We start from the raw sequence: 23,358 nt of genomic DNA, 5'->3' as shown, positions 1-23,358 counted from the left end.
ACATTTTATATCCAAGGTATTTTACCATGGACTCACCTGTGAAACAATTTAGCGAACTCTAGTCTTTTAACGGTGACTGCCGGAATCATCTACATTGTCGAATCATCAATTCAGGAGTGATTTTCATCTTAATACCATTACCACACTTACACCACCTGTGGCTCGCTTTGAACAGTTTCTTTAAGAATCGTTCTCCATCATTATCTTTAAGATTTTTTATTTGATATTGAAATTGATTATAAACATATTAGGGTATAGTGTCAACACCCTATTTCATTTTTTTCTGACAATTCTAAATTATTACGATTCCGTTAGATATGTTCCTAATTTGTGTTCGTCACAGACGGACTGCCCCTGTTCACAGCCTTGTCATGTTCTGTATTTTGAACATACACACGCCTTTAAGTTTCTATTTATGCATTCACAAAATCCATTTTTAAGTTATCTCTACAAATCATAAGTTAGAAGTGATAATATAGATTTGAGATCTATTGATGTTAGGAGGATATTATGATAAAGGGAAATTTGTACATCAACGGTTTATTTAAAGAAGCCTCAAACGACGCCTATTTCGAGGTTTTGAACCCCTATACCCTAGAGTGCATCGGCCACCAAGCCAATGCATCTGAAAAGGATATTGAAACTGCACTTGAGGGCTCTGTAAAAGCATTTGAATCTTGGCATAAAACCACTGCCTATGAACGCGCAAAATATTTAAGAAAATTAGATCAGCTCATGAAGGAAAATGAAGAAGCCCTAGCAAGTATAATGACACTTGAACAGGGCAAGCCACTTTCAGAAGCCATCACTGAAGTTCGCTATGCTGCAAGCTATGTCACTTGGTATGCCGAAGAGGGCATTCGTGTTTCTGGAGATATCATAGAACCATCACATACCGGTTTTCAATATCAAGTTAAACATATGCCAGTTGGTCCTGTTGGCATCATCACCCCGTGGAACTTCCCACTGGCAATGTTTGTTAGAAAGATGGCCCCTGCACTTGCTGCAGGATGTACAGTTGTGGTAAAGCCTGCTAAACAGACTCCGCTAACTGCTGTTAAATTCTTTGAACTCGTACACCAAGCGGGTTTTCCAGAGGGCGTTTGTCAGCTGCTCACTGGAGAGGCTTCAAAGATCGGAAATGCAATGATGGCAAACGAAAAAATCAGAAAGATTTCATTTACGGGTTCCACTGAAATTGGCAAAAAGTTGATGGCAGAAAGTGCAAAAACACTTAAGAAGCTTTCACTAGAGCTCGGAGGACACGCGCCTTTCATCGTCTTTGAAGATGCGGATCTTGAAAAAGCTGCTCAGGGCGCAATCGACTCCAAATTCAGAAATTGCGGACAAGTTTGTATCGCCACTAACCGAGTTTTGGTACACAAATCTGTAGAAAAAGCTTTCACAGAGCTCTTACTCAATAAGGTAAAGAATTTGAAATATGGCGATGGTTTTACCCAGGTGGATATGGGGCCGATTATCGACCAAACTGGCTTTATGAAAATCAAAGGCCAGGTGGAGGATGCAATTGCCAAGGGTGCTACTTGCATTTTTGGTGGACATGGTAGCCGTGCACTTGAAGGTGTAGGTGGCTATCTAATGGAACCCACAATTCTATCGAATGTCACCTCAGAAATGGTCATTGCACATGAAGAAACATTTGGTCCAGTCCTTCCGATCATGACCTTTCAAACAGATGAAGAAGCCATGGCAATCGCTAACAATACCCCTTATGGACTAGCATCCTACTTTTTCACCGAAAGCTTAAGGCGTTCAATTAAAATCGCAGATGCACTTGAATATGGCATGGTGGGTGTTAACACCGGCAGAATTAGTGCCGCTCAAGCACCTTTTGGCGGTATAAAAATGAGTGGCTTTGGCCGTGAAGGTGGAAAATATGGCATTGAAGATTATCTGATAACAAAGTACATTGCCATCCATTATTAAGGTCAAAGATCAATACCCTATGAGACGATTTGACAACTTTCTTCTATTATATACATTTCAATAGCATGTTTGCATAACCGAACATGCTATCCCAGTCAAAATATAATTTTAAACTTCTTGTTTAAACTGAATGTTGTCGGGTATGATAAAAATACCCTCAAATCAATTTATTGAAATACTTACAAAGCCAAAAGAAATAGCAAACTATTTCAAACTCACATGAATATCAACCCCTAAAAAGCCCCTCATGGATGAGGGGCTTTTTACATGAATTTAACATGAAAATGAGCATTTTCAAACCACAAAAGTTTGTCAGTGCCATTTATAAGACTTAATATTTTAAACTTAAATTTGTTAAAAAAGCTTACGAAATTTTATTCAAAAAAAATCGACAAAACACTAGTAATTATAATTTTTTCTGTTATAATTGTACTTGTGTAAAAAATAGTATTAGTATACTTATAGGTTAATATTTTAAGTATTATTTGTCACTTTTCAAACCTAATAAATAAGCATTTTAAACGAGGAGGGTCATCAGTTGAAAGGTTATAAAAAAATTAAACTTCATGGGTTTAACAACCTCACTAAGACTTTGAGTTTTAACATCTACGATATCAGTTATACAAAGACTGAGGAAGATCGTAAAAAATATATAGAATATATTGATGAGCAATATAATTCTGAACGTTTAACACATATCTTAAAGGACGTCACTAAAATGATCGGCGCTCATGTATTAAACGTAGCCAAACAAGATTATGACCCTCAAGGTGCCAGCGTTACAATTCTCATTTCTGAAGAAGAAGTACCAGAATCTGCTTTAGATGACTCTTGCAACAAAGGTGTTCTCGTCAATGTGCCTCAACATGTGGTTGGTCACCTCGATAAAAGCCATTTAACGGTTCATACGTATCCAGAATACCATCCTGACAATGGGATCAGTACTTTCAGAGTGGATATCGATGTATCAACTTGTGGTCAAATTTCACCACTTAAAGCACTTAACTATTTAATTGATAGTTTTGATTCAGATATCATTACAATTGATTATCGCGTTAGAGGCTTTACTAGAGATGCATCTGGTCAAAAATTATTTATCGACCACAACATTAACTCAATCCAAAACTTTATTGCGAAACGCACTTTAAATAAATATCAATTAATTGATGTTAACGTATATCAAGAGAATATTTTCCATACGAAGATGATGCTCAAAGATTTTGAACTCACAAACTACCTCTTTGAAGTACACAAGGATGATCTCACAGCGAAAGAACAACGTGATATCGTCTCTAAGCTCAAGAAAGAAATGAGCGAAATTTACTATGGGCGAAACATTCCTAAGATGTAACCCTTGAAAGGAGACGTGAGAATGGATCATTCAAAAACACCTGTATTCACTGCTATGAAAGAATACCATGCAAAGAAAGTCATCCCATTTGATGTTCCAGGCCATAAACACGGTCGTGGTCTACGTGAATATGCGGCATATTTTGGCGATACAATGCTAGAACTTGACGTCAATTCAATGAAACCACTCGACTTTTTAGGCAACCCAATTAGCGTCATTAAGGAAAGTGAAGACCTCCTTGCAGATGCTTTTGGAGCAGACCGAGGCTACTTTATCGTGGGTGGTACCTCCTTTGCCGTTCAAACCATGATTATGACCACCGTTACGACAGGTGATAAAATCATCTTGCCGAGAAACGTTCATAAATCTGCAATCAACGCACTTATCCTCTGTGGTGCAGAGCCGGTTTATATGGCACCTGAAATCGATAGCGAGATGGGCGTTTCGCACAACATCACACTTGAAAGTCTAAAGAAGGCCTATGAAGAACATCCCGAATCAAAAGCCGTCTTTATTATAAATCCTACCTACTATGGTGCAACTTGTGATTTAAAGACCATAGTAGACTATTGTCACGAAAAAGGCATGTATGTATTAGTGGACGAAGCACATGGCTCTCATTTTCACTTCCATGAAAAATTCCCATTAAGTGGTATGGCTGCAGGGGCTGATATGTCATCAGTCAGTCTTCACAAGACAGGCGGTTCATTAACACAGAGCTCTGCCCTTTTAGTAAAAACAGACCGAATTGATGGTCAATATGTTAGAAAAGTCATCAACACCATGCAGACCACAAGTCCCTCTTATTTACTCATGGGGTCACTTGATGTCGCTCGTAAAATGCTTGCAACTGAAGGCCATGATATATTATCACATATCATTGAAATTGCAGACTATGCAAGAGATGAGATCAACAAGATTCCAGGCTGTTATTCCATCGGTTACGAGGCAGAAGGCAAGCCCGGCATATTTAAATTTGACCCTACTAAATTGAGCGTTACCACACGTAATATGGGCCTCAATGGTATGGAGCTATACGACATCCTTCGTGATGAGTACAATATTCAGATGGAAACAGGCGACGTTTATAACTCATTGGCAATCTTAAGTGTTGGTGATGACTATGACAGCGTCAACGCCCTCATCCAAGCTTTGAAAGACATCAGCAAGCGTTTCTTTACAGAACGTATTGATTATAAAAAAATAGATTTACATTATCCTGAAGTGGTATTAACACCAAGAGAAGCCTTTTATGCAGACAAGGAAATGGTCGCGCTTGACGATACACTCGGTAGGATCAGTGGCGAATCCCTTATGAGTTATCCACCGGGAATACCTGTAGTCAGCTATGGCGAACGTATCAACGAATCGGTTATTGAACAGCTCAAGCTTTTTAAGGCAAATCACGGTGTCGTCACTGGCATGGAAGATTCAGAGGCGAATTTCATCAAAGTCATCAAGGAATAGTCAAATAAATAGGTAAAGATCATCAAAAGTCATTGTCGGATTGCAGGGTGTTCACATAGAGAACTTGGCAAGATGAAGCATTGACTTTTAAAATTATAACGCTGATATTGGCGTTTAAGATTAAGGAGGATTTATTATGGAATTATGGTACACGGAACAACACACCGATACGGTTAATTTTTCAATAAAAGTAAAGAAACACTTCTACTCAGAAACAAGCCCTTTTCAACAAATTGATTTCTTTGAATCAGAAGAATTTGGTACATTCTTCACACTTGATGGTCTAATGATGGTAAACGAGAAAGATGAATTTGTATACCATGATATGATTACACACGTTGCAATGGCAACTAACCCATCAATCAAACGCGTACTCGTTATCGGCGGTGGCGATGGCGGCACAGTTAGAGAGCTTACAAGATACAAGCACATCGAAAAAATAGATATGGTTGAAATAGATGAAATGGTGGTAAGAGCTTGTCAGAAGTATCTTCCAATTACGGCAGACAAACTTGGTGATCCAAGAGTTACGCTTTACTTTGAAGATGGTCTTAAATTCATCGAAGGCAAGGTTGGCGAATACGATCTTATCTTAGTGGATTCTACAGATCCAATTGGACCTGGTGAAGGCTTATTTTCTGTAGCTTTCTATACAGATTGCTTCAACGCTCTTACAGACAACGGCATTTTGATTAACCAACACGAAAGCCCTTACTATCCAAATTACGCACGTGAAATGAAACGTTCACATGATAAAATTGAAAAGATTTTCCCAATCAGCAAGGTATATCAATTCCATATGCCAACCTATCCATCAGGACATTGGTTGTTTGGATTTGCTTCTAAGTCGCTTGATCCAATCAAAGACTTTAAAAAAGAAGAATGGGAAGCTTTTGGGCTTGAAACAAAATACTACAACACAGATCTTCATACAGGTTGTTTTGCACTTCCAACTTTCGTTAAAAAGATGTTAGCAGAATAGTGGAGGTCAATATGCATTCAAATATTCATACCTTTATTGGTTGTGACTCAGATTTCAACGATGCTGATCTTGTCATCTTTGGTGCACCGTTTGATTCAACAACTTCATTTAGACCCGGAACGAGATTTGCGGCTGATTTTATCCGCATGGACTCATATGGTCTTGAAACCTATAGCCCTTACCAAGATAAAGATCTTGCTGACTATGCCCTAACGGATGTAGGCAATCTTGACTTGCCTTTTGGAAATGCACAAAAATCGCTTGATGCCATTGAAGATATGGCAAGAACCATTTTAAAAGCGGGTAAAAAGCCCTTCTTAATTGGTGGTGAGCATTTGGTTTCACTTGGCGCTATTAAAGCATCTTACGAAGCCCATCCTGATCTTGTATTATTGCATTTTGATGCACATACAGATTTAAGAGACCATTACATGGGTGAACCCCTATCACATGCAGCGGTGATTAGACGTGCTTGGGACTTCATGGGTGATGGCAAAATCAATCAATTCTGCATCCGCTCAGGTGAAAAATGGGAGTTCGAATGGGCTAAAGCACATACCCATTTAGAGAAGTTTTCATTTACGACACTTAAAGAGCGTATTGCTGCTATTGGTCCTGAAACACCTTGCTATATCACAATTGACCTTGATGTCCTCGATCCATCAATCTTCTCCGGTACAGGAACGCCTGAACCAGGCGGCATTTTCTTCCATGAAATGATGGAAATCATCAAATCCTTTGCAGATCTCAATGTCATCGGTGCGGATATTGTGGAATTATCACCGCATTACGACCAAACTGGTGTGAGTACTGCAACTGCTTGCAAAGTCATGAGAGAATTGCTCTTGTCTATCTTGAAGTAAGCTAAATTTATCATAAAAAGTAAAAGCGTTGATGCGTAGCATCAGCGCTTTTTTAATGTCTTACTCAAAAATTTTTACCCTCTCAGTTTTCGATCATGCATCTGTTTTCTAAAGAGCAACCTTAAAATAGAGTCCCTCTCAACACTGTTAATATTGGTATATTTAAAGACAAATACTGTGGCACTTTGAAATTTAAAGAAGCGGATTATTCGGCCCAACAACGAAAAATGCTTCTTAATATCATCCACTTCAAGCGTGAAATCTATTGTGGCATTTTTATCAATGCAAGAAACCAAACGCTCTTTTACCCCTTGGTCCTTGACCTCAAAAACAAGGGTATCTCCACCTACCTTAATAATTTTGATCACTTCGTTCTTGTTTAAGGCAGTTTTCAACAATCCAGTCAGTTCCCAAATCAGAGAGAAGTACTTGTCTGTTGGTACATATTTAAATTCCGATATTAAAACCTGATTACTCGCTGTGCCGATAATTTCTATTTCATACTCCAAAAAATCATGAAAAGCAAAGAAACTGATGGATGGTTTATATATTCGATTAAGGTCAAGCTTAAAAAATGAATCTTCACTATGTATTATTAACTTCCCAGACTGTTTATGTATGATTAAGTTTCCCAAATAAGATCGCTGATTTTTAAAATTATCATAAAAAAAGTTTAAGGATGTCTGAGGAATAAAATTTGAATCTTCAACATAATGCGAACCATTTTCTTTTTTCCGGTTTTGAATGAGCTCTACCATGACATCGGCTATGTCAGGGTCAAACTGCTTGCCACTCCCCCTTAATATTTCCTTGATTATAAAGTCCTCTGAGAGTAAATCCCGATAGGCTCGTCTTGACATCATTGCATCTGCGGCATCTGCCACTGCGATTATTCGGCTTAACAGCGGAATTGCATGACCTTTTAACTTAGCGGGATAACCACTGCCGTCAAATCGTTCATGGTGATGCTTGATAATGTTTGGTACTTGACTGAAATAATGCATCCCGTATAAGGCGGCATTAGTGATCTCGTATCCTCTCTCAGAGTGCATCTTAACCTGCTCATACTCCTCATCTGTTAATTTGGTCGATTTATTGATGATGTTGTCAGGTATGTACATTTTACCTACGTCATGAATTAAAGCGGCCACATAAAGGACAAGCTGTTCTTCATATTTTAAATTGAGCTCATTAGCAATCAGCATCGACCAATTGGCTACATTCGTCATATGATATGGCATGTTGAGGTCTTTAACCGATATTAGTTCAGAAAAAAAATCAATCAAGTAATAGAGCTTTTCATAATTTTCAATTTCAAGTTGGATGTAGTGCATGAGGAAGTCGATTAATAAAAAGTTATACTTCTTCTGACGCGCCACTTCTAAAACGGGTCTATAGGACTTATCAATCGTAAAATAAACACATCCCACAAATGGTTGGTCACGATTTAAAGTGTTCGTTGACACAAGTGCTACTTCAAAGTAATCTGTTCTGACATCATCATCCTCAAGAAAGCTGTTAAATGCAACACACTGGATGTTTCCTTCTGAAAAAAGTGCATTTTGTAAAGCATCTGGTGTAACAAGCGACTTCATCCTCTCTATTGTACTTTCATCTCCAATCTTATAATGATAGGCATTCTTTCCGTTTGCCTGAGTATAAATGCAAAATACAAATGTCTCTGCACATTTTAGGACATCTGAATTTGATATCATCATTTGAATAGATTGATCAAATTTTAACAAATCATTGTATAAAAAAGTTGTCTTCATTACCCCCACACCTCACAAAAACACCACAATTTAATTGAGCCATCATATTATTTCTACCCAAATCAATCAAATTGTAACATTATAATTGTATTTTGTTAACTTAGTGAGGATTTTTGATTTAACCGATCTTTTTTCACAAGATTATATTCATCAAAAAACAGCATTCAAAAGAATGCTGCTGGTTTTCTAAGCACATCGTGCCCTTGATTTTCTATGATGGTTATTATAGTTGTCCTTTTTCTTCTTAGGTGTCAAACTTTCAAAATCATCACCTAGCAAACGCTTTGCTGCCTTCATTAAGTATGGTGATGTTGGCATAAGACCGTGTTCTATCAATGTTAACAAGTGGTGCAATGGTTGGATTGATTTAAAATGCGCATGATTTTCGTAAGCTAATGTCATATTGATGACAACATAATCTCGATTTGTCGCTAAAATTTTATAATCTCCTCTTACCTCTAGAACCTTTGACATATGATCACTCCTTTGCTACTCTTATGGTATCAACGGTTTGTTATATCATGTTTAAAGTTAGGTAAAAAAATGCGCACTTTTTGTAAAACCTACAATATATTCGGTCTTATTAATATTTTATCCTATATATAGTATATCGGCCATATATTTCTTCAACTTTAATCTTTTTTAGATATTAATTCACTGCAAAAGGAGAATACATGAAAATCATCATTTCACCCAGTAAGACTCAAAAGCCAGCAGAAACACCTGAATTGTGGATACCTTATGTTCAAAGGGCTTCCATCCAAAATAAAATAATTGAAGCACGCGCTGCACTTATAGAGCCCCTGAAGAAGTATGCTTGTCAGAAACCATTTGATGAATTGTCTTCAGGAACACCAGCCCTCCTCTTCTACACAGGACTTGTTTACAAGCAATTATCACTCGACAAATATGACAGAGCGGCACTTGAATATATCCATCAGCATTTAATCCTACTAAGTGCCTATTACGGCTATCTCAACCCCTTTGAAACCATAACAGCCTATCGTTTAGATTATAAAACCAGACTGCCTGATATTAAACTCTATGACCATTGGAAATTATACTTGGATGAAAATCTTCCACAAGATGAGATTTACATCAACCTCGCCTCTGATGAATTTTCTAAAAACGTGAATAGAAATAAAATCAACATTCACTTTAGAGAAATAGACCAAAGTACAGGCAGGCTCATCAATAAAGCAACCTTTTCAAAGATGGCGCGTGGTCGCTTCCTCAACGAGATGATTATGAACCAATTAGACACCTTATCAGAGATTAAGAAAATTTCCTTTGATGGCTATCATTTCTCTGATGAACATTCGAGTCAAGTGGACTTTTATTACATAAGATAATGGTCCTGAAAACATCTAAAATCAAAAACAAAACGCCCGATAAACCATTATGATCTATCGGGCGTTTTAGGGTTGTGTGTTTCAAAAATAATTGGATAAAATTTTCATTTGATAGGGTCAGTCTGACACATGACCATTTACATAAAGTAAGCAGTTTCACCATGTAATATTGCGTCTACACCAGCTGCCTGTTCACTGGCATCCACTTTAACAGGTGTCACTTTGTCGATTAAATAAAGTAAGCCATAAGAAATTATAAATGCATATGCTGAAGCCAAAATAACTGCACCCACTTCAACGATGAAGAAATGAACCCCGCCATGAATTAACCCGTCTGCACCTGCAGGGTTAATGGCTTTATTGCCTAAAATTGCTAAGAGTATAACGCCTGTTATACCACCGACACCATGAACGCCCCAAACGTCTAAAGCATCATCCCAATTTAACTTGTTCTTAAGGCCAATCGCCATATAGCAAACAACAGATGCAATACAGCCAATGAGGGCTGCAGTGCCCATGCTCACGTAGCCAGCTGCCGGCGTGATGGTTGCAAGACCTGCTACCGCACCGGTGAGCAAACCGACAAACTTAGGTTTACCTGTGGTTTTCCATTCAATTGCAAGCCAAACTATGGCTGCAAACGAAGCTGCGATGTCTGTGTTTAAAAAAGCAAGCGATGTAATTTCATCTACTCTCAACTCACTTCCAGCGTTAAAGCCATACCAGCCGAACCAGAGAATTGCCGTTCCAATTGCAATAAGCGGAATACTATGTGGTTCTTGATGACCCTCTGAACGTTTTCCAACGAAGAAAACTGAAGCCAATGCCGCCATACCCGCAGTTGCATGTACCACGATACCACCTGCGAAGTCGAGAACGCCCATTTGCGCCAAGATTCCGCCACCCCATATCATGTGTACAAATGGGAAGTAAACGAGTAAAAGCCATGCAATTTGGAAAATGATGTATGCCTTGAACCTGACACGTTCTGCAAATGCACCAGTGATTAAGGCCGGCGTAATCACTGCAAACATCATTTGATAAGCAACGAAGATCAATAAGGGAATATTGTTTTCAGGCGAAAGTGAATCTGTAATTGAGATTCCTCTTAAAAATGCCATATCCAAGTTTCCAATAATGCCGCCGATATCGCCACTGAAACAGAGCGAATAGCCCACTGTAAACCATAAAATAGTCGTGATGCCCAGTGACACGAAGCTTTGCATCATGATCGTAAGTACGCCTTTTTTACCTACTAATCCCCCATAAAAAAATGCCAATCCCGGTGTCATAAACATAACGAGACTTGTGGCAACCAGCATAAACGCCGTATTACCTGTGTTGAAATCCATAACGCTTCCTCCTTGTTAAATATGTGACAATACTATAATACGCAAATCGCATGCCAATCTTAATTTTCGGATAAAGCTACTATTTCCAAGGCATTTTTTGTCCCAAGTGTCTTAGCAGACAAAAAAACAAAGACATCCTTGTCCCACTGTGACAGTTTTGTCTCTGTTTTTGATCGTTCTTATTGAATATTTGGTCGATACTAAATATTCAGCATCCTGAATGACTATTCATTTAGGTTGTATTTATTAATTTTTCGGTGAAGTGAACGTCTACTAATGCCCAATTTTTCCGCCGCCTTTGTGATATTTCCCTGACAGCTTTCGAGCGCTTCTTTCAAAATTTCAGCTTCCACAGTCTCTTTGTAGGCTTCTAAAGATTCACTTGGCAAAGTATTTTTCTTTAAAATTTTAGGTGGTAAATCTTCTAATTTTATCGAAGCACCTTCACTGATGATTAAAATCCGTTCAATTATATTTTCAAGTTCCCTGACATTCCCAGGCCACGGATACTGCACAAGCGCTTCTAAGGCTTCAGGTTCAATGGCTTTAGGCTTGGTTTGATAGAGCGATGAAGAAATGGACATAAAAGTCTCGATAAGCTCTCTAATGTCCTCAGGTCGTTCTCGCAAAGCAGGAACTGTTAAAGGAATTACATTGAGACGATAGTAAAGGTCTTCTCTAAATATCCCTTCTTTGACAAGTGCCTCTAAATCCTTGTTTGTGGCAGTGATGATACGTACATCCAGAGAAATTGTCTGAGTCCCACCAAGCCTTTCAAGCTCTTTTTGTTGAATAATTCTAAGGAGTTTAAGCTGTATCAATGGTGATATATCCCCAATCTCATCTAGAAAAATCGTACCGCCGTTGGCAAGTTCAAATCGCCCAAGTTTCCTTGCAAACGCCCCAGTAAAAGCGCCCTTCTCATATCCAAAGAGTTCACTTTCAAGTAAGGTTTCGGGTAATGCTGAGCAGTTTACCTTGATAAAAGGATGGTCATGTCTGTCACTTAGCTCATGTATAGCATGTGCAATCAACTCTTTACCAACACCTGTTTCTCCTTGAATATATATGTTGGCAACACTTCCAGACACCTTCTTGACCATCTTGATTAGATCTTTCATCTTGGGACTGTTGGCAACAAGCATCTCACTAAATACAAATTGCTCCTCACCACTTAAGGTTGCATTCTTAATGAGCATACTAGTTTTGTTAACGGCATCAACAATCTCATCAATATCAAAGGGCTTTCTAATATAATCTCTTGCACCCATTTTAAGGGCATTAATTGCCGTATCAATGGTGGCAAATGCAGTCATCACAATTACTTCAATGGATGTATCCATTTCTTTAATTTGCTTTAGTAGCGACATGCCTTCTACCTTTGGCATTTTTATGTCAGTGAGGACAATATCAATCTTATTCGCCTTAATAACTTCGAGTGCTTCTTCACCATCAAAGGCTAAATAGATGGCATAGCCTTCCTTCGTCAAAACACGCTCAAGCAAATGTGCTAGATTTTTTTCGTCTTCTGCAATTAATACTGAAAGCTTTTTCATAGCCCAAGTTCCTTTCTTTGGCGTGGGAGTTTGATTGTAATCTGAGTTCCAACACCTTGCCTACTTTGTATTTCGAATCTGCCCTTATGACTTTCGACAATTCTAGAGCATATGGAAAGTCCAAGACCAGTCCCTTGTTGTCTTGTGGTAAAAAATGGCGCAAACACCTTCTCAATCATGTCATTAGGAATACCTTCACCAGTATCTATTATATTAATTTCATAATCATCTCGAACCCTGCTTATGTTGGTTTCAATTTTTAATATGCCACCATTGGGCATAGCTTGAATGGCATTAATAAAGACATTGATAAGGACCTGCTTCATTTGATCATAATCCATAAAAACGGGTTCATTTATACTCAGTTTCGTCTCCACATGCACATCCTGAAGTTCAATTGATTTTGTGAGAAGGTGTAACACATCTTGAACCAGCTTATCAAGATCGTTTTCCTTATAATCAGGTTGACTTGGACTGGCAAAAGTCATAAATCGATCAATAATTTTATCTAAGCGTTCAACTTCACTCAGTACAATTTTCAGGTCTGCCTTCGCCTGACTATCATCATCAAGTTCGCTGAAAACAAGTTGTGCATATCCTTTTATGGATGCCAAAGGATTTCTAATTTCATGTGCAACACCCGCTGAAAGAACACCAAGCTCTGATAACCTCTTGGCCCTTACAACACTTTCCTCAAATTTTTGTCTTTCCTCCAAATTTTGAATTACGACAGTCATACCGATGATGACATCGTTGATATCCATTTGTTTTAAAGTACTGATGATGACTTTTTTACTAAAGGTATTTTCATCTTCAAATTCTAAGGTTTCATTTTGAGTGACATCATTGAGCATGCTTTCCTTTAAGTGATAGAATAAGACTTCGTAATGAGGCGGTGGTGTCTTAAAGATATTTTCACCCACCAAGTTCACTTCCAATATTTCTTCAGCAGCAGGGTTCATGGAAGTGATTTCACCTTTACCGTCTATTGTGACAATACCATTTGGCATGTGCTCAATTAAATTAGACATCGTGCTTCTAATTTCTTGTATATAAGCAACCTCACCTGATTTCTCGAGAACCTTCTGCATCATAAAATTGAGTTCTTCAAGTAGAAAATCAAAAGTAGATGTCAGATGCTTAACCTCATCACTGGTGACGACATTTGAAGTAAATAGCTTCTGATCATTCATAATTTCACCAATTTTTTGTTTCAACTGTCGGATTGGTTTGGTCACACTCTGTGAAACGATTCTAGAAAAGAAATAGACAATCACAAAGAATACTAAAATGACAATCGCAAAATACTTTTCAATATCTCTAATGATGCCATAGGCTTCACTCGCAGGCTGGCTTACACTTAGAACCCATTGATCTGATTGCGTCTCATACTTGATCACAGGGTAGGTTGCAGTCAAGACCATTCCTCGATCAGATTCCGAGTACTGTTCCTTTATCCCGACGATGTCCTCAAGTTTTTCACCTGGTTCAAGCTTTATAAGTTTGGCATGACCTCTGGCACCAACCCTTACATTTTCTATAATATCTTCAATTGCTTTAAAATTCATTTTTTCGACAACAACACCTCTCTTTTCCCCCTCTTCCATAATGGGCTCGGAAAAAAAGATATAAGGTGTTTCCTCTAAAATATAATCCGAAACAAAAGATGCCTCCGTCATAAAATTGTCAAGATAGAAATCTGCGGTCGAGCTTCCTGTCTCCATATTAGTGGTTATCATCAAATTTCCAAAGTTATCTAGTACAAATATTTCATCATAGGTTTGATATGCTTTTACGACATTTTCAAGATAATGACTCTGAACAGCAAGACTTACTGTATCTGCATTAAGTATATTGGAAGATGCTAAAACCTTAACATCAGCCGAACGCTCAAATAGGAATCTTTCAATTTTGTTAGTCGTCTCAATCGCAAGTGTTGTCATTTCACGCTTCTTGGATTCCTTGACTCTAGATACAGTATTGTTGTAAAAAACTAGCCCCAAGGTTAAAATCAAGGTGATTGACATGATGATCAACAAGCTCATGATTCTAGATTGAATGGATCGATTGTTAAGCCCCTTAAATGTCATACGCCCCCCATGGATCAAAAAGATTCTAATGCCTTACTTCTATTATAAGCTATGGTCGGATGTTTTAATATGAGTTATGTAAAAAAACACATCCATTCACTTGAGAATGGATGTGTTTTTTATGTTCTCTTTACTTTTTCTCTTTTCTAGGGGATGCATAGACATATAAATACCTTGACTAGCAACTGATTCTGCTTTTATTCAAGTGTACCAACCAAAGGTGCATTGTCTATCAATCGACTAGGTGAATGTGGCGCTACATTATTGAGAATTTCAGTAAGATCCTGTCCTGCTTCATATTTCCCTTGATGAATGCCATTTTGCCATGCTTTGATTTTGCTGACATCGTATACCTTACCCTCATACCCCACATAAGCTGGCATGTCATCTTTGCCGTTGTATTTAGCAAGTTCTTCAAGGGTAAAGGTTGGTAAATCTTCAATAACAGCAGCTTCATTTTCACTTTCACTTATTGTCGAATTTGCAGCACATGCTGATAGGATAACTGCAAATATCAAAATCCCCAATATTCTGCCTATATTGCTTTTTTTCATATTTAGACCTCCATTTTATAAACACTTGTATAGGTATTTATTTAATACCCATTTCGATTTTTTTTAGTCTCTTAAGGTCCTTTTTGTGATACAATGTCAATTGAAATAAAAAATAGAAAGGAGTGCGTGATGGCAGTTTAAGACATCATGCAAAGCTGAAAATGAAAAAAATCGAAAGTTTTACAGTGGATCATATTAAACTCAAAAAAGGTGTTTATGTCTCTCGCATTGACCATTTTGGCGCTGAAACCCTAACGACATTTGACATTCGAATGAAACTCCCAAACAGTGAAATGCTTGAAAATGGCTCTATTCACACACTTGAACACCTAATAGCGACATTTGTAAGGAATGACGACGCATTCAAGTCAAACATCGTCTATTTCGGGCCAATGGGATGTCTCACAGGCATGTATCTCATCGTTAACGGTGCATATACATCTGCTGAAATCTTACCATTACTCAAGCGTGCTTTTGAATTTGTCTCAGCATACGAAGGCGAAATTCCTGGCGCTAGCGAAGTAGAATGTGGAAATTACAAATTACACAACCTAGAAGGTGCAAAGAAAGAAGCACTCGATTATCTTGAAGTCCTAAACCATGCAACTTCTGAAAACTTAAATTATCCAGAGTAAATTACAAAGTCTTTCAATAGCTCTGATTAAAATTGCAATATCAATCAGTCATCTTAAATACATTATAGATTTAAAAGAACGGAGATAAATATGAAATTAGGTATCATTGGTGCAATGGATTTAGAGACCGAGATTCTCAAAAGCAAAATGAAAGTAGAAAATACAGTTGAAATGGCAGGCATGACTTACTACACAGGTACTTTGCACGATAAAGCGGTTGTTGTGGTCACTTGTGGTATTGGAAAAGTTAATGCAGCTGCTTGCTCACAAATTCTCATTTCAAATTTCAAGGTGGATGCCATTGTAAACACTGGCGTATCTGGCGCAATTCACGATGACCTCAATGTAGGTGACATCGTAATCTCAACCGATTGTATGGAGCATGATGTCGACTGTACTGGCTTTGGCTATGAATACGGCGTGATTCCTCAAATGGAAACTTCAACTTTTGTTGCCAATCCATATTTAGTAGACCTTGCTTACAATTCAAGTATTGAAGAGATCAAGACACATAAAATTTTTAAGGGTAGAATCGTATCCGGTGATCAGTTTGTTTCTTCTGTGGAACGTAAAGAGTTCATCGAAACGACTTTCGGTGCACATACAACTGAAATGGAAGGCGCATCCATTGCACATGTTTGCCACTTGAACAAACTGCCATTTGTCATCATCAGATCAATGTCTGACAAGGCTGATGGTTCAGCACATGTGAATTATGCTGAGTTTGCTAAAGAGGCGGCTAAAAACTCAACACAGATCATCATAAATATGGTTATGCATATGAAATCGGAATTGTAAAAGATAAATCTCAACATAAAAAGGACCTTGTAAGAGGGTGATTTAAAATCAACACTCTTGCAAGGTCCTTTATTTTTTAATAACAATAATTCTATTTGTTATCCATTGCAGTTAAATCCTCTTTTGTCACCACTTTAGTCGCCAACATTAAACCAGCATACACGACAACCGCCACAAGAATTCCCACGAACAAACTTAAACGATCTCCAAGCTGAAGGTGGACCAGTTTAAAGGCGCCTTTTGCTGCAATTATCATGACAGCATTTGAAAATAGTGTTAAACCCGCCTTCTTAATGAATGATTTTGGCATTTCAACATGCTTGAGTACGACTAAGATGTTAAGTGTCGATGCCACTGCATATGCGAGCAAGGTCGAGATTGCAGCACCCTTAATATTAAGACTTGGTATTCCCAAGAGAATATATGCCGTAATAACTTTAACCACTGCACCCACAAACAAGTTTCTAACAGGCTTCTTATAGTGATTAATGCCTTGTAAAATACCTGTAGAGGCTTGGTATAGTGATAAGAAGGCAACCCCAAGACCTAAAATGCCGAGTACTGGTGCTGCACCTACAATCATCTCAGCCTTGTTGGGATACAAGAACACGAGAATTTCTCTTGAAAAGGCAGCAATCCCAAGTCCCATCGGCAATCCAAGAAGCAGTGAAGTCAAAATTCCCAAATATACCTTTTCTCTAAATTGTTCACTTTTTTGTGTGTAGGCACGCGTAATCATTGGCAATAAACTCACTTGAAGTGCCGTAAAGATAACCTGAGCCAAATTGATGATTGGTACAGAGTAAAAAGTGATAAAGGTGTACATGACACCAGCCTGATCCCCAAAGCCCGTTTGTCTAAGTCTCCAAATGATCATAGTAGCATCAATTATTGTAAGTAATGGCATGATAGATGCGCCAAGTGCAATTGGAAAAACCATTTTTAAAATCTTTTTGATCAAGGGTTTATGATCTCTTAAGACAATCTTCTGTGAAGTGACCTTGTTTAATTTTTTATATTTGTTTGCTACGTAAATCCAGCTAATTAAAGCACCAAATGCTGCTCCAGAAGTACCTGCCGCTGCAAGCCACGAGTTGGGTGCTGCTAGAGTACTTAAGAACCAAACGAGTAATAGCCCGAGAATTGCTCTACCAAGCTGTTCAAACAATTGTGATATACCGAATATTTCAAGTCTCTGAGTCCCTTGAAAATAGCCCCTATAAGCAGCATTTGACGCTACAAAGTAAGAAGCAATTGCTAATACAAAAAACGAATAAATACTCTCTGAATATCCGGATGCGCTTGAGATAATGCCTGCTGCGGAAGACAAGAAAATCAAGGTTATGATTCCAAAGACCTTCATCAAGCGTCTTGAAACATCAAATACCAAAGTCTGTCCTTGAATATCGTCCTTTGCCCCATATTCAGCTGTCAGTTTGGCGATAACTGCCGGTAAGGCAGTTGTCGAAATGACAATTAAAAAGGTGTACCAAGGATATGCGATTGAGTAATACGTCACGGCATCCTCAGGCATAATGTAGGCAAGTGGCAATCGGTAAAGTGCGCCGATAATCTTTATGACAAGGCCAATAATTCCAAGTAGCCCAAGTTGTTTTGCAAATTTATTTTTCATAATTTAAGGTTTGCCTCTCTCTCAGTGAAATATGGTGTGAAAACACCTATTACCATTATATTGTTTTTGAATGAAAATTCAACAAGAAAAAGGTTGGGACCCATTTTCTTAGACCATAACTTACAAAAAAAAAATAAAGCTTCAGCATATGCTTGAAGCTTTCAAAATAAATATATTTTTAGGGGGGAATTATAGCAGTGGGCGTTTTGGGGGTTGCCCACCAATAATTCGTATGGGGTTTTATTATTAATTGGGGTTAATAATGTTAGGGGTTATGGGGGGTTAAGCTTTCACTTAACTTATTAACAGTTTACCCTTTACTTGTGTCTACATTATAACGCAAATGCAAATAAATTGTGAATGAAATAACGTTTTTAAACTATTTTGTAAGCGTCTGAAGTTTTCTAATAGTTTGTCTTATTTCTGACCTATAAGCCACTAAAAAAAGAATCACCCTCTAAGGTGATTCTTTTAATAAAGCATTCTAAAATTTAAACTGGTCATAACCACACATCATGAATCCCACCACAACACTAAAGAACTCTGTAGGCTTTTCATACATCGCCGCATGTCCACAGTCACTAATCACGACGAATTTTGAATCCCTTATTGCTGCATTGAGCTCACTTTGGCACTTAAGAGGTGTGATGACATCCTCTTCAGCACCTATGATCATGGTCGGTATCTTGATCTCATTTAATCTCAAGCGTTCATCATGAGATTCCGCGCTCCTCACAAGCCTTATAAAACCTTCATACCATGCTGGTTTAAATGCGATTTTGAACATCTTTTCGCGCTCCGACAACCAATCAATACGAACATTATAAAATCCCTTTGAATAGATCGGCGGGATTGTTGCATTAAAAAATTGTGATCCATCAAAAGTTCGTGCTGCATTGATCCAATTGTTACCGATCGCTTTAAGTGCTTCATCTGTTATTGCCGTTGTGTTGGCCAAAATCAGCTGTGACACACGTGATGTTCTGCACTTCATCGCAATTTCACCACCATATGAAATACCTAGTAATGTCACCTGCTCAAGGTCAAGTGCATCGAGAAGTGCTTCAACGAGTTCAAGTTGAATGTCTTGAGTATAGTCTTCCGACATAAAATCTGACTTTCCCTGATCGAAGAAGTCCACTAGGACTACTTTCGCCGTTTTTGTCAGCATGGGTATAAAGGGCAACCAGCTTGACGTGCTCATCATGATGCCATTGAGAATCATCAAGGTCTTATCATTCTCTCCATGAACCTCATAGTAGGCACGTTTACCATCCAAATTGAAATACGCCATTTCCACACTCCTCTTCAATAATCTTTCAATAAAAATACTCTTTTAGTAAAGCATATATAGATTTGCCTTCATTGATTATAAATATGTTAACCATGATATTAGTGCCAATTGCTTAGAGCAATGTTTATCCAGTAATAATGGCAGCTAACTTATCCAGTTGATCAACCATTGGGTTATGGCCACTATTTTTTAAAACCTTTAAGCTTTTTTCACATTTGAGGTGGTCTAGAATTTCTTCTGCCATGGTCATGGGAACAACAATGTCCTTGTCGCCCTGTACAATTGTCACAGGGCACTTGATCTTTTTAACATCACCCGTCCCCATGCCATATGCGTTTTCCTTATCCGTTATATTAAATCTTGTCAAAGCATAATCTATATCCACCAGATTACGTTGTAATAGCATCTCTGAAATATAGCGTACGTAATCTTCTGCATCCGGTTTTTTAGCACCAGTATAAATTGCCGCATCCCAAAGTGCTCTATAGAAGGAAGCATCACCTTTTTTTAACGCTTCCAGAACTGGAGCAACCTGTATAGGATCTGCTTGGATCTCGGCCTTGGTATAAAGTGGTCTTGAAAAATCTGGTGAACCATTTTCTGTTTTCATATACATAGGATAACCTGTTACACCAACACTTTCTATCAAGATTAGTCTCTTGACCAAGTCCGGATTATCTGCTGCAAACTGCATGGCAATGCCACCACCTGTTGACCAACCTGCGATTTCAATATCTTTTAACCTCAACTTGTCCACAAAAAACTCTAGATCTTCACTCAAGGTTTTTAAAGAGTCAAAGGCTTCATGATATGAAGAATGACCAAACCCTCTTAAATCTGGGGCAAGTATCCTGAATTCCTCTGAAAGTGCATCCATCAAATGGTCAAAATGCAATGATGAAGACATATTTCCGTGAATCAACAAAAGTGTTCTTGGACCTTCTCCACACTCTCTATAAGCGATGATTTCATTATTGACTTGCATTTTTTTGAATTCCATCTCTACCATTTTATCACCTAACCCTATTTTAAATCTTCTACACCAGAAAATCCAGTAACTGCAGTCCATTTTGAAGGACTATTTACATCTACTTTTGAAAGGACCATTTGTTGCGTTCCTGTTCTCATGCCATCTGCAAAGTCAATTGAACCACCAAATGGATTTTGAATTGGTGCAGCTTCAAGTGCATCAGTGTAATTTTTAAAGTTTAAAACCTGACCATTGTCCGCAACACGTCTAACACCTTCTGTGAAGAAATGACCTGCAATCCATCCTGTAGCTGAGTAAGCATTTAATTCATCTTGGTAACCAAGTTTTGTCATGTTGGCAACAAACTCGTCCCAAACTTGTGGATTGCTTTCAAGATCAACCCAGCCTAGACCATAGAGGTTGTCCATTACATTTGACGCCTCGTTGTAGTTGCTGTCAACAAAAACACTAGATACGTTTGAATATGTTGTAACCACTGGTACACCTAACAAGCCTTGTTGTTCCATGGTTTTTAAGACAGGTGCGAGTTCAGCAGAAAGTGAAGGAATTATAATGACCTCAGGAGCCGCCTCTTTTACCTTTAACACTTGTGCCGTTGCATCTGTAAGACCTGGTGATACAGACTCTTCTGCTACGATTGTAACATCCGAATAAGCCTTTAGCTGGTCTTTGATGCCTTCAAAAGTGTTAATGCCCGCTTCATTGTTGGTATAAATAATAGCCACTTTCTTAGCATCAAAATAGCTCACAGCATAAGCAGACATGATTTTGCCTTCATAAGAATAAATCGGTTGAACCGGATAGATTGTACGATCAGGATCGTCTGTGCTATAAAGATCTGCAACACCACCTGCGAAGTAAACTGCAGGAACACCACTGTCTTCAAGATCCATTAAAGTTGCTGCGATACATGGCGAACCAAAATGGCCGACCACTGAAAACACCTTATCTTCATAAAGCAATTTCTCTAAGTATTGAGCTGTTGTCGCAGGATCGAACTCATCATCATAATGAATAAACTTAATGGTTCTACCATCAATTCCGCCTGCCGAATTCACAGACTCAAGATAAGCCTCAATACCGTGAATAAAAGGAAGTCCGATTGGTGCAAAGGCACCACTTGTTGCCGCACTGTTGCCAATTAGAATTTCCGTATCTGTAACGCCTTGGGATACTTCTTCTGATACGGTATCCCCTGATGAAGTAACCGCTTCTGTAGTCTCACTTGTCGCTTCGCTTGTTGTGGCAGTTGCCGCTTTAGCACAACCAGATAACATCCCCATTACCAATACAAATGTCAATAAAATAATAAAACTCTTTTTAAATTGCATCTCATAATCCTCCTAATTTTTTGATTTATTCCCACCAAGATAAGCTTCTATAACACGCTCATCCTGAAGTAAATCCGTGCCCTTGCCTTGCATGATGATCTTTCCCGTTTCTAAAACATAGGCATAATCAGCTATCTTTAACGTTTGAAGGGCATTTTGCTCCACGATCAACACAGTTACCCCCTGCTGATTTAACTTTTGGATAATTTCGAAAATGGCTTTTACAATAAGCGGTGCCAAGCCCAGTGAAGGTTCATCCAGTAAGAGCACTTCTGGGTTTGCCATCAAGGCTCTTCCAATGGCAAGCATTTGTTGCTCTCCACCAGAAAGTGTTCCAGCAATTTGATTTTGTCTTTCCATTAACCTGGGAAAAATCTCATAAACAAAATCCATTCGCGCCTTGATTACACTTTTACGTTTTTCATTGAAGGCACCAACCCTCAAATTTTCAGCAACCGTTAGTGAAACAAAGATTTGTCGCCCTTCAGGTGACTGCACGATACCCCTTTGTGCAATTTTTTCAGGCTTTAAATTTAAAATGGATTGGCCCTTAAAATCAATTTGCCCTCGATCTATCGCCAGCATACCCGAAATGGCTTTCAAGGTTGATGTTTTTCCAGCACCATTTGACCCAAGCAGAGCTACAATCTTCCCCTTTTGAATGTGGATGTCAATTCCCTTAACGGCTTTAATACTGCCATAAGACACACTTAAGTCTTGAAGTTTAAGCATATTCATCCTCCTTTCCAAGGTAGGCTTCCTGTACATACTTGTTCATTTTAATTTCTTCTGGACTACCTTCAGCCAGTTTCTTGCCAAAGCTGATTGCACAAATGCGCTCACAGGTATTCATTACAAGTCCCATATCATGCTCCACCATCAATATAGAACAGTGGTAGTTGTCCCTGATTTTTCGAATCATCTTGGCTAGTGCTTCCGTTTCCGTTTCATTTAAGCCCGCAGCCGGTTCATCGATGATAATGAGCTTGGGATCGCTCATCAAGGTTCTTGCCAGCTCTACATTTTTTAAAACGCCATAGGGCTGAGAGCCCGCGATTTCATCTGCTTTATCCTCAAGGTTCAAATCCTCTAGAATCCTCATGGCTTTCTCCCGGATTCGCTTTTCTTCAGTCCGAGCACGCTTTAGCATAAATGCTTGTTCAAGAACGGTGGACTTAAACTGTGAATGCGCCCCAATGAGCAAATTATCTATAATGGACAGATCTTTTATGAGTTCTACGTTTTGAAAGGTCCTCACTAATCCGAGTCCTACAATTTCATGAACCTTATAGTCCATCAGTTCAACCTCTTTGTCCTCTATTGTTCTAAATTTCACTGTGCCTTGATCTGGTGTATAGAACTTGGTAATGCAGTTAAAAACCGTCGTCTT

20 protein-coding genes and 1 other annotated feature (1 of these 21 only partly in view) are annotated in these 23,358 nt (G+C 38.4%); of the genes, 8 read left to right on the top strand and 12 right to left on the bottom strand.

From position 1 onward, the window contains the following. Positions 1–210: a binding site (T-box leader), on the bottom strand; it reaches 85 nt to the left of the window's first position. Positions 211–510: 300 nt separating this feature from the next. The 5 genes from AC220I_RS04785 to speB all read left to right on the top strand — a co-directional run bounded on the left by AC220I_RS04785 (position 511) and on the right by speB (position 6,610). Beyond that, complete coding sequence (locus tag AC220I_RS04785) at positions 511–1,947, top strand: NAD-dependent succinate-semialdehyde dehydrogenase (RefSeq protein WP_486722688.1); 1,437 nt, start codon at positions 511–513, stop codon at positions 1,945–1,947. A 538-nt stretch (positions 1,948–2,485) separates the two neighbouring features. Continuing rightward, complete coding sequence (gene speD, locus AC220I_RS04780) at positions 2,486–3,298, top strand: adenosylmethionine decarboxylase (RefSeq protein ID WP_486722687.1); 813 nt, start codon at positions 2,486–2,488, stop codon at positions 3,296–3,298. 21 nt (positions 3,299–3,319) lie between these two features. Then, positions 3,320–4,765 carry an aminotransferase class I/II-fold pyridoxal phosphate-dependent enzyme gene (locus tag AC220I_RS04775; protein WP_486722686.1) on the top strand — a complete coding sequence of 482 codons (1,446 nt, stop codon included), beginning with the start codon at positions 3,320–3,322 and terminating at the stop codon, positions 4,763–4,765. Between the two features lie 136 nt (positions 4,766–4,901). After that, complete coding sequence (speE, locus tag AC220I_RS04770; protein ID WP_486722685.1) at positions 4,902–5,747, top strand: polyamine aminopropyltransferase; 846 nt, start codon at positions 4,902–4,904, stop codon at positions 5,745–5,747. Positions 5,748–5,758: 11 nt separating this feature from the next. After that, positions 5,759–6,610 (top strand): agmatinase, encoded by an 852-nt coding sequence (gene speB / locus AC220I_RS04765; protein ID WP_486722684.1) that lies wholly within the window; start codon positions 5,759–5,761, stop codon positions 6,608–6,610. A 74-nt stretch (positions 6,611–6,684) separates the two neighbouring features. On the opposite strand, the gene AC220I_RS04760 is transcribed toward speB, so the two are convergent. Next, positions 6,685–8,382 (bottom strand): HD-GYP domain-containing protein, encoded by a 1,698-nt coding sequence (locus tag AC220I_RS04760; RefSeq protein ID WP_486722683.1) that lies wholly within the window; start codon positions 8,380–8,382, stop codon positions 6,685–6,687. 186 nt (positions 8,383–8,568) lie between these two features. Continuing rightward, positions 8,569–8,856, bottom strand: a complete 288-nt coding sequence (locus AC220I_RS04755) for a hypothetical protein (RefSeq protein WP_486722682.1) — start codon at positions 8,854–8,856, stop codon at positions 8,569–8,571. Positions 8,857–9,056: 200 nt separating this feature from the next. Between AC220I_RS04755 and AC220I_RS04750 the strand changes: the two genes are divergently transcribed. Continuing rightward, on the top strand, positions 9,057–9,734 hold the full coding sequence (locus AC220I_RS04750) for a YaaA family protein (protein ID WP_486722681.1): 678 nt from the start codon (positions 9,057–9,059) through the stop codon (positions 9,732–9,734). Positions 9,735–9,871: 137 nt separating this feature from the next. Here AC220I_RS04750 and AC220I_RS04745 read toward each other — a convergent pair whose 3' ends face one another. From AC220I_RS04745 to AC220I_RS04730, 4 genes are all read right to left on the bottom strand, one after another. Further along, positions 9,872–11,086 carry an ammonium transporter gene (locus AC220I_RS04745; protein ID WP_486722680.1) on the bottom strand — a complete coding sequence of 405 codons (1,215 nt, stop codon included), beginning with the start codon at positions 11,084–11,086 and terminating at the stop codon, positions 9,872–9,874. A 224-nt stretch (positions 11,087–11,310) separates the two neighbouring features. After that, complete coding sequence (locus AC220I_RS04740) at positions 11,311–12,642, bottom strand: sigma-54-dependent transcriptional regulator (RefSeq protein ID WP_486722679.1); 1,332 nt, start codon at positions 12,640–12,642, stop codon at positions 11,311–11,313. Continuing rightward, on the bottom strand, positions 12,639–14,732 hold the full coding sequence (locus AC220I_RS04735) for an ATP-binding protein (protein WP_486722678.1): 2,094 nt from the start codon (positions 14,730–14,732) through the stop codon (positions 12,639–12,641). The genes AC220I_RS04740 and AC220I_RS04735 overlap by 4 nt, the downstream gene beginning before the upstream one ends. A 197-nt stretch (positions 14,733–14,929) precedes the next feature. Further along, a complete protein-coding gene (locus AC220I_RS04730) occupies positions 14,930–15,286 on the bottom strand; it encodes a cytochrome b5 domain-containing protein (protein ID WP_486722677.1) in 357 nt (118 codons plus the stop codon). 161 nt (positions 15,287–15,447) lie between these two features. Here AC220I_RS04730 and AC220I_RS04725 point away from each other — a divergent pair, with 161 nt between their 5' ends. Continuing rightward, a complete protein-coding gene (locus AC220I_RS04725; protein WP_486722676.1) occupies positions 15,448–15,921 on the top strand; it encodes an S-ribosylhomocysteine lyase in 474 nt (157 codons plus the stop codon). 90 nt (positions 15,922–16,011) lie between these two features. Further along, positions 16,012–16,719: a 5'-methylthioadenosine/adenosylhomocysteine nucleosidase gene (locus tag AC220I_RS04720; protein WP_486722675.1), complete on the top strand. Its 708-nt coding sequence runs from the start codon at positions 16,012–16,014 to the stop codon at positions 16,717–16,719. Positions 16,720–16,810: 91 nt separating this feature from the next. Here AC220I_RS04720 and AC220I_RS04715 read toward each other — a convergent pair whose 3' ends face one another. The 6 genes from AC220I_RS04715 to AC220I_RS04690 form a co-directional block, all read right to left on the bottom strand. Next, entirely contained in the window at positions 16,811–18,352 is a 1,542-nt protein-coding gene (locus AC220I_RS04715; protein ID WP_486722674.1) for a putative polysaccharide biosynthesis protein, read from the bottom strand. 484 nt (positions 18,353–18,836) lie between these two features. Next, positions 18,837–19,646, bottom strand: a complete 810-nt coding sequence (locus tag AC220I_RS04710) for an alpha/beta fold hydrolase (protein ID WP_486722673.1) — start codon at positions 19,644–19,646, stop codon at positions 18,837–18,839. Between the two features lie 124 nt (positions 19,647–19,770). Further along, a complete protein-coding gene (gene phaZ / locus AC220I_RS04705) occupies positions 19,771–20,655 on the bottom strand; it encodes an intracellular short-chain-length polyhydroxyalkanoate depolymerase (RefSeq protein ID WP_486722672.1) in 885 nt (294 codons plus the stop codon). A 14-nt stretch (positions 20,656–20,669) separates the two neighbouring features. Next, positions 20,670–21,968, bottom strand: coding sequence for an ABC transporter substrate-binding protein (locus AC220I_RS04700; protein WP_486722671.1), 1,299 nt, complete (start codon positions 21,966–21,968; stop codon positions 20,670–20,672). 12 nt (positions 21,969–21,980) lie between these two features. Beyond that, the gene (locus AC220I_RS04695; protein ID WP_486722670.1) at positions 21,981–22,700 is read right to left on the bottom strand and encodes an ABC transporter ATP-binding protein; all 720 of its coding nucleotides are present in this window, start codon (positions 22,698–22,700) and stop codon (positions 21,981–21,983) included. Then, a partial coding sequence (locus tag AC220I_RS04690) for an ABC transporter ATP-binding protein (protein WP_486722669.1) occupies positions 22,693–23,358 on the bottom strand: 666 nt, incomplete at its 5' end. The genes AC220I_RS04695 and AC220I_RS04690, both read right to left, overlap by 8 nt.

It is taken from the genome of Fusibacter sp., assembly GCF_057447755.1.
Note: the sequence above shows the minus strand (reverse complement) of the source record. Positions and strands in the feature narration are given on the sequence as shown.